The sequence below is a fragment of the Sphingobium wenxiniae genome (assembly GCF_007830065.1).
GTDB classification, from domain to species: Bacteria; Pseudomonadota; Alphaproteobacteria; order Sphingomonadales; family Sphingomonadaceae; genus Sphingobium; species Sphingobium wenxiniae.
Genome location: NZ_VLKK01000062.1, coordinates 1 through 2,603 on the forward strand (window position 1 = coordinate 1; position 2,603 = coordinate 2,603).

Annotated in this window: 4 protein-coding genes and 1 pseudogene; 2 read left to right on the top strand and 3 right to left on the bottom strand. The window is 61.9% G+C overall.

What is annotated here, in order from left to right; genetic code table 11:
• Positions 1-740, top strand: a 740-nt coding sequence (locus IQ35_RS20730; protein WP_199740003.1) for a replication initiation protein, incomplete at its 5' end; no start/stop codon positions are given.
• A gap of 56 nt (positions 741-796) precedes the next feature.
• On the opposite strand, the gene IQ35_RS20735 is transcribed toward IQ35_RS20730, so the two are convergent.
• The 3 genes and pseudogenes from IQ35_RS20735 to IQ35_RS20745 form a co-directional block, all read right to left on the bottom strand.
• On the bottom strand, positions 797-1,072 hold the full coding sequence (locus IQ35_RS20735; protein WP_145076195.1) for a hypothetical protein: 276 nt from the start codon (positions 1,070-1,072) through the stop codon (positions 797-799).
• A 25-nt stretch (positions 1,073-1,097) separates the two neighbouring features.
• Entirely contained in the window at positions 1,098-1,733 is a 636-nt protein-coding gene (locus tag IQ35_RS20740) for an AAA family ATPase (RefSeq protein WP_145076198.1), read from the bottom strand.
• 80 nt (positions 1,734-1,813) lie between these two features.
• Positions 1,814-2,125 (bottom strand): annotated as a pseudogene (locus IQ35_RS20745) (transcription elongation protein SprT); the annotation flags it as partial.
• Between the two features lie 280 nt (positions 2,126-2,405).
• Here IQ35_RS20745 and IQ35_RS21340 point away from each other — a divergent pair.
• A partial coding sequence (locus IQ35_RS21340) for an AbrB/MazE/SpoVT family DNA-binding domain-containing protein (RefSeq protein WP_206751999.1) occupies positions 2,406-2,603 on the top strand: 198 nt, incomplete at its 3' end.

Genomic DNA, 2,603 nt, shown 5'->3' on the forward strand with positions numbered 1-2,603 from the left:
CCCTCGCCGATCGCCGAATCTACAATCTGCTGATCGCGAATGCCTGGGAGCGGATCGGCGAGCCGGTCATTCACCGGATCGCCAAAACCGCGCTCAAGGGCACGCACCAGGGCAATGAGCGCATAGAAAGCTCGCTGCTGCGCCTGATGGGCACCATCGCGATCGTCACCATCCGCAAGGGCGGCAAGAGCTACAAGCGCCGCGTCCAGCTTCTCGGCCCCAGCGACGAAAGCCTCGAAAAAGACGGCTTCCTGCATTACCGCATCCCCGAAGAACTGATTGAGATTTTGCGTAACAGCGAAGTCTATGCGCGGCTCAAGACGCAAGTGATGTATTGTTTCGAATCGAAATATTCGCTGTGCCTCTATGAAATGATCGAACGCCGGATCGGCCTCGAATATAAGCAAAGCGAAGAGTTCACGATTGCGGAGCTGCGCGGCTTGCTCAACGTGCCGGAAGGTAAGTTGAAACGCTTCGCAGATTTCAACAAATACTGCCTCAAGATCGCCCAGGATGAAATCAACAAGCTCTGCCCTTTCTGGGTCGAGTTCACGCCGATCAAGAAGGGCCGCAAGGTCGAGCGGGTTTCTATGATGTGGCTCCCGAAAACCATGAGCGGCCGTCGCGACGCGCAAAACCTGATCGACCAACATAGCATCGTCCGCCGCGCGAAGCTGCGCGGGGACATACCGGAAATGCCGGTGCTGGTGGATTTCACCCTGCCCGCCGCCCAACGGTGAGGCCATACCCCAAAACTCACCGTTCGCGCGCTAGGGTCGCCTAGCCCTAGCCGGCCCTACCCCTCGCCAGCATCGAGCGCGCGGCTCACCGTGAACTGAATCCACGCGCTGCGACTGATCCCGCGCCGCTTGGCGGCCGCATCGACCTTCGCCAGCAACGCACGATCGAAACGGAGCATGACAGGCGACTTACGCGGCTCGGCCCCCTGCCCCGCCTCGTCGGCCGCGATCGGCGCGGCCTCCGGCTTTGCCGCGCCGGCAATGAAGGCATCGGCCGCCGCCTCATCCATCGGCGGCTTGGGCTTGCTGTTCGGTTTACGAGCGATAGCCATCGCAATTCACTCCGCTATCATTATGCTATACAAATACCGCGCTGACCAATGCGGACAGTTCGTCGATTGCCTTGGCGTCACGCGGGGATTGCTCCACTACCGCCCTGCCTTCGGCCGCCGCGTTCGGGAACGCCTTGCGCCGCACGATCGACGTGGGCAGCACCTCGATCCCCTCGATATCGCCGATCATGTCCAAGGCGGCCTCATTGTCGGCCCCCTGCGCGTCCGCGCCGTTCAGCACGGCGACGGCGCGCAAGCTCTCGTTGATCTCGCGCGCCTCGGCCACCAGCGCCGCCACCTGGTCGAGCGCCCACACGTCGAAGCTGCGCGGCTGCACCGGCACCAGCAGCGTGTCGGCGACGGTGAGCGCGGCGCGCAGCGAGCCGTTGTCGCGCCCGCCTACGTCAATGATGATATCGTCATATTTGGCCGCAAGCTGGCGGACCTGGCTGCGAAGCGCCGCGCCGGTGAGTGCAACGGCGGTATAGCCGGCCTCGCCAAGCCGATCGGCGCGCAGCTCGGTGAAGGTGAGGGCGGTCCCCTGCTCGTCGCCGTCCACCAGCAAGAGGTCGCGGCCCGCAAGCGCGCGCGCCACCGCGAGGTTGACGGCGAGCGTCGTCTTGCCGACGCCGCCCTTGGTGTTTCCGACTGCCAATATCATTCTGCTCTCGCTCCGCTGGCAATATGGTTGCGCTATAGCATCGTTTGTAATGCCAGGCGATATACATTTGATCGTGGCGCTTATCCGCCTTCTTCGCCCTCATCCTCGCTGTCGTCGTCGTCCAGCGGCTCATGGCTCATCTGGCCGTGATCCTCGATCGGGCAAATCGGCGCGCCGGCCTGCTCAAGCCATTTGCGCGCGGTCCTGATGGTATAGCCGCACGTCGCGCACTCACATTTGAGCATCCGGGCTTTCTGCTTCTTGGGCGCGGTCGACTCTCCGTCCGTGTCGGGACGGGCATGGGGGAGGGAGCCAACGGCCTCCAAGACCGGCGCGATGGCGGCAAGGAACGCCTCGCCGGGGGTGGTGGCCCGCATCGGCCCGACCAGCCCAGACTATCTCAAGCGCCGGGGCTGGAACGAAAAGGCGCCGAATAAGGCCTATACTGGTCACACCGCCGAAAATGGGAAGATAACGACGAAATGGGGGGATGCATCTTGCCCCTCGATCAGGCCCTCGACTACATCGCCAGCAACAGCATCTTCTGGATCTGGACCTGACGAAAAACGTACAAAGTCGAGCTTAGTCACTTAGACTTTTTGGCTATCAGGATTGCGGCCTTGAAAATAAGGCGATTCTGCATTACCTCTATTCGATACGGAGGTAATAGCCATGACGACATTAAGCATAACGGCGCGGGGCCAGGTGACTTTCCGGAAGGAAATTTTGAAGCATCTCGGCATCCAGCCCGGAGGCAAGATCAGGCTCGACCTACTGCCCGATGGGCGGGCGGAATTGAAAGCGGATCGGCCCAAAGGGTCGTGGCGGGAGCTGCACGGAATGCTCAAAGGAAAGGGCAACGGCCCCCGG